The following is a 4,850-nucleotide window of genomic DNA, read 5'->3' as shown; positions in this document are numbered from 1 at the left end:
CTTTTGACTTCTCTGGAATTTCTGGATGATAAGGGAAAACTGAAACGGAAAGCGGATATTTTTACCAAAAGGACAATCCGCAGGGCAGAAACGGTAACTTCTGTAGATACTGCCAGTGAAGCACTTGCGGTTTCTATTGGTGAGAGGGCAGGCGTTGACCTTTCCTATATGGCACAGCTTTCCGGGAAAACAGAAGAGGAGCTTACCGAAGAACTGGCAGGGGTGATCTTTAAGAATCCGATCGGTGAAAAATGGGAGCCGTCGGATGAATATCTTTCTGGAAATGTGAGAGAGAAACTGCAGATCGCCAAACAGTTTGCAGAAGAGCACCCGGAATATCAGGTGAACGTGCAGTATTTGGAGCAGGTACAGCCAAAAGATCTAGATGCGTCAGAGATTGAGGCAAGACTTGGGGCAACCTGGATCTCCGAGGATTACATTACACGGTTTATGGCAGAGACATTCCATACACCAAGATATTATGTAGGGAGCAAGGTCAAAGTCCAGTATGCCGAAGTGACCGGACAGTGGAATGTTATGGAAAAAAATGTGGACAGCTACGGAAATGCCCTTGTCACTTCCACTTATGGAACACAGAGAGCCAATGCTTACCGTCTTTTGGAAGATGCCTTAAACCTTAGAGATTTGAAGCAGATGGACATGCGGGAACCTGGCATACAGTAGATGAAAGAGAGTATGCAGGGGAGAAGTTCTTCTTCATGGAGCATGATGAGTATGGCTCAGATGTGGCAGGGATTATCGTATCGGAACATGGTCAGCTTGTCGCAGAAGATCTCTGGAATGGGTATGATGCCGGAACATTGGAAGCTATTTCAGAACATCTGCAGGAAAAAGGGATTTCTGAAGAGGGACTTATGCCGGAACTGCAGCCGGATGAACTGGCATATAAGATTGACGATAAGTATTTTGCAATCCAGAGAACAGAGGAAGGCTATGATTATACCTTTTATGCTTTGGATTATGATGAGATCGACGGCGGTGCCTATGATAATCCTGATGTTTCTATACGGCAGGCAATGGAAGATATTCTGGAAGATATGGGATTAGAAAATGAAGTAGAGCTGCTTGCAGCAAGGGTGCATGGTTCCAGAAGCAGGGAGGAACTTTACAGAGATGATTCTGACCTTGATGTAGTGCTTTCTTATCGTGGCAATATCCGGGAGGACAGTTTCTTCAATGAATTAAATGCTCATGGCATGGCAATGGCAGGCATTAAGGTAGACATCAATCCTATCGCAGAAGAAAGAATCACTCTGGCAGAATATATGAAAGAGTCAGAAGCCTATCTTGATCAGAAAGAAATCGAAAAGCTGGCGGCTGATTTAGATAATTTCAGCTATGAATATGACACTTACGAATATAAAGATACCGTTGAGAACAGGGAAGAACAGGTGGAGAAAATCACAGAGGACATCCTGAATAAGAAAACAGAGTGTTTAAAGGACTGGCTCGTTGAAGTATCGGAAGAATCTGATATAGATAGTGATGTGATAACTGCCCGGTCATTACCTTCCCGTCTGGAAAATGCAGAAACCCTTTCTATCTTTACCAGACAGCTTGAGCAGGAACAGCCAGAAGCTACGATTACTTTTTATGTAGCAGAGTGTATGGAGTTCCCGGTCATGGGTGAGTACCATAATAATCTTACTCTGGAAGAAGCAATCAAAATCTATGAAAGTATTCCGGCAGAACGCCTGCATGGAATCAAAGGGATTGGTTTTGATCTGCAGGACGGGGATGAGGATTATTCCGGGGAATACGGACTTATGAGTGGAGACAGGATAGAAAGGGATCTGATTGATATGATTCCACATTATAAAGAAAGTCCATTGGTACAGAAAGCAATCAACGATATGGAAAAATATATGAACGAGAAACATGGAAAGGTGCAGGAAGCAGAACAGATCGTGGAAGTGAAACAGGAAGTTTCAGAAACATCAGTCAAGAAAGAATCCGTATCAGTAGAACCGGACCGGGAACAAAACAAAGAGCCTGCAAAGGGGGGAAAAGGGGAACTGAAAAAATCTGTGCTGCAGTCGTTAAAAGAGTTCCAGGCAAGAGCAAAAGCACAGGAGCAGAAAGAAACGGCAACTGAAAAATCCAAAGCACGTAAGAAGGGGGATGTGGATATGATCGGGCTTGTCTGCAATACCATAAGAAAGCTGTTCGGCATGAGCGATGAAGGCTATGAGATTTTTCTTATGGATCTGGAAGATTACAAAGCGGAATTGGAAGAGGAGGACGAGGAATGAGTATAAGTCGGTGTGCAGTATATCAGGTAAAAGAAACACCAGAGTATCGTGATGTTCGTTTCCGTTCTTAATCGTTCATACGAACGTGAATACTGTTATTACAGCACAAATTCAGAAGTATAGAAATACTTATATCTCTATAATAAAGGGAAAAAAGGAGAGAGGTAAGTATGGATATTAAACAAATCAAAGAAAACAAAATAAGAATGATACTCCAGTTTTCCATTCCGAGTATCATTGCAATGTTATTACAGACAGTAATAACAATAACGGATGGATATTTTACTGGGAACTATGTAGGGCAAGATGCGTTGGCTGCAATCAATTTGGGATTGCCGATACTGTATTTTTACCTTGGAACAGGACTTTGTATTGGTGTAGGTGGTTCTGTTATCAGTGGTAGAATGCTTGGGGCAAATGAACGAAAAAAATCATCAGAAGTATTTTCACAGACAGTAGTAGCTGCCCTGATCATATGTGTGGTAATCTCTGTTATAGTATTTTTACTTTTTACACCAATCTTGAAGATTTTAAGAGCAGACGGTAATCTGTCAGTTTACTTTACTGAGTATTATAGAATCATGCTGTTTACGTATCCGTTGATGGTAATTGGAACAATCTTTGGAATGTTTATTCGTGTTGACGGCAAGCCGCAGATTTGTATGCTTGTCAGTATTGCAGGATGTATTTTGAATGGAGTTCTCGATTTCTTTTTTGTGGATATTATGAGATTTGGAATTCAGGGAAGTGCTGTAGCATCATTAATTGTACAGCTATTGACTGTATTGATTCAGATGTTCTACTTTATTAGTCGAAAAACAGGAATCGGGTTTCGGAAGTTTTCATTTGACAGAGGGATAAACAAGGAAATGATTCTCAACGGATCTTCTGAATTTATTGGGGAGATGGCCAGTGCCATATCCATGTTTATGTTCAACTATGTGCTTATGAAATATGTAGGAGCAGAAGGTGTTGCAGCTTTTACAATTTTGGGATTTGTAGTTTATGGTTACAGTATGATCTGTATTGGATTTGGGCAGGGAATCAGTCCCCTTGTCAGTAGATGTTGGGGTGCGAGAGAGAAAGAGACGGCTTTTGTTTTAAGAAAAACTACGAATAAGATGTTGTTTATGATAGGATTGATAATAGCTATAGCATTTTTTGTGGCAGGAAAGCAGTATGCAGGTTTGTTTGGATGTAATAATAAAGTGGCTGATATGGTTGCAACAGGTTTTAAAATTTATGCTGTAACATTTCTTGCTATGGGATATAATGTAGTAAATTCTATGTATTTCACAAGCTGTGGGGATGCAGGATCATCTGCAATCATTTCGACATTAAGAGGAATTGTTTTCCTTTTGGGATTTACGCTGGTTTTTCCTGCAATTTTAGGAATGACGGGTGTATGGCTTACTGCTCCATGCTCTGAAATACTTACAGCGATCATTGCAGTATTTTTAATAAGGAAGCAAACGGGTAAACGAAAGTGTGGTGAACTGAATGGATAATACTGAAAATTATGCAATACGCAGTGCAGTGATAAATAAAGCCATTAACTATATATTTGACCATATTGATGAGGAAATTACAGTAGATGATGTAGCTCATTACTGTTCTTACTCCAGATATCACCTGACACGTATGTTCAAAGAAGAAACGGATGAAGCTCTTTATCAATTTATTAAGAGGATTCGTCTGGAGAGAAGTGCATGGTGTCTGAAAGTTGAGAAAGAAAAAAGCATTACAGAAATTGGTGAAAAATATGGATACTCCTCGTCAAATTTTGCAACAGCATTTAAAAAGCATCTGAATTTATCGCCGGGTGATTTTCGGAAAACAAGTGAGCAGATGGTGGAAGAAAGTTCATTTTCTCATGGGGTAACGTTAGATGCTCTTGATGATGCAGGTAAATTAATTACTGTCGAAAATCTTGACAGTTTTACGGTTATTTATGAAAGAAAGAAAGGGAATTACCATCAGCTTCCACAGGAGTGGTGTCGGTTTATAGAAAAATATGAGTATCTTGCTACAGAAAAGACATTATATATGGAGTGTACAATTGATGATCCAACGATTACAGACGAAGATCATTGCATGTATGACTTGTGCCAGACTGTTTCTCCAGAGCAATTGGTATTGATGAAGAAAAATGAACATATACTGCTTCAGAATTTCCAAGGGGGAAAATATGCGGCGTATCATTTTAGGGGGTTCCCACAGTTTCTTTTTATGGTATATCAGGAGATATTTTGCAGATGGCTTTCAAAGACTGGGAATCAATTAGATGAAAGACGGCCGATTTTTGATATTTATCGCCTGGTGGGAGAAGATGGATATATGGAAATAGATATCTGCTTTCCATTAAAATAAAATACATAAGCCAGAGCGTTTAGCTAATGGATATAAAGTATATACGGATGAAGATATAAAACGGCTGAAAATTTATAAACCCTCCACTTTGCCACCAATATTTTTATTGGTGGTATTCTTTTTGATTAAAAACTTAAACTTCCCACACCTTTAAGGTGTGCTGAACCTTGAAAATTCAATATTTCAGCCAATAAAAAAGGCATAAAT

Annotated in this window: 3 protein-coding genes and 1 pseudogene; all 4 read left to right on the top strand. The window is 39.6% G+C overall.

Annotated features, from left to right (window positions below; translation table 11 throughout):
- A partial coding sequence (locus tag ACTNES_RS19420; RefSeq protein ID WP_441040434.1) for a hypothetical protein occupies positions 1-684 on the top strand: 684 nt, incomplete at its 5' end.
- A pseudogene (locus ACTNES_RS19415) lies at positions 645-2,273 on the top strand (LPD16 domain-containing protein); the annotation flags it as partial. The gene ACTNES_RS19420 and the pseudogene ACTNES_RS19415, both read left to right, overlap by 40 nt.
- Positions 2,274-2,443: 170 nt before the next feature.
- Positions 2,444-3,781: an MATE family efflux transporter gene (locus tag ACTNES_RS19410; protein WP_300335878.1), complete on the top strand. Its 1,338-nt coding sequence runs from the start codon at positions 2,444-2,446 to the stop codon at positions 3,779-3,781.
- Positions 3,774-4,643, top strand: coding sequence for an AraC family transcriptional regulator (locus tag ACTNES_RS19405; RefSeq protein ID WP_291811065.1), 870 nt, complete (start codon positions 3,774-3,776; stop codon positions 4,641-4,643). The genes ACTNES_RS19410 and ACTNES_RS19405 overlap by 8 nt, the downstream gene beginning before the upstream one ends.
- Positions 4,644-4,850 lie beyond the last annotated feature (207 nt).

It is taken from the genome of Blautia sp. HCP3S3_D9, from assembly GCF_052063845.1.
In the GTDB taxonomy this organism is placed as follows: Bacteria; Bacillota; Clostridia; order Lachnospirales; family Lachnospiraceae; genus Blautia_A.
Note: the sequence above shows the minus strand (reverse complement) of the source record. Positions and strands in the feature narration are given on the sequence as shown.

Bases quoted from the DNA above. Each gene is read 5' to 3' on its own strand.
- ACTNES_RS19410 (WP_300335878.1), top strand. From the start codon at position 2,444: ATGGATATTAAACAAATCAAAGAAAACAAAATAAGAATGATACTCCAG.
- ACTNES_RS19405 (WP_291811065.1), top strand. From the start codon at position 3,774: ATGGATAATACTGAAAATTATGCAATACGCAGTGCAGTGATAAATAAA.